This is a genomic window from Pseudoalteromonas sp. C12FD-1 (assembly GCF_037414265.1).
In the GTDB taxonomy this organism is placed as follows: domain Bacteria; phylum Pseudomonadota; class Gammaproteobacteria; order Enterobacterales; family Alteromonadaceae; genus Pseudoalteromonas.
In genome coordinates, this window is the sequence record NZ_JBBEVD010000016.1 from 1 (window position 1) to 257 (window position 257).

Sequence of the window (257 nt, forward strand, 5' to 3'; positions counted from 1 at the left end):
CCTGTAATCGTGTAGGTATTATTAGTAACTGTGGCTTCAAAGCTGCGCTCATTACCGGCTGTATCTGTTACTACAACTGTTACTGTTTGGTTGTCTTCAACACCCGTTGTGGTCCCTGTAATTTCAACGTTTGTATTTTCACCATTGCCATTTATTACGTTGTCGTTCGTGTCGTTTATATCGACTGTTACTGCAACGGTGGTGTCTTTAGTAAAGGTGGTTTCGTTTGTGGCTAAATTACCTTCAACGTCTAATGC

General features: G+C 41.2%; 1 protein-coding gene. It reads right to left on the bottom strand.

Annotation, left to right across the window (positions count from 1 at the left end; all coding sequences use genetic code 11):
* Positions 1-257: hypothetical protein (locus tag WDB87_RS00075; RefSeq protein WP_337848641.1), on the bottom strand; the 257-nt coding region annotated here is incomplete at both ends.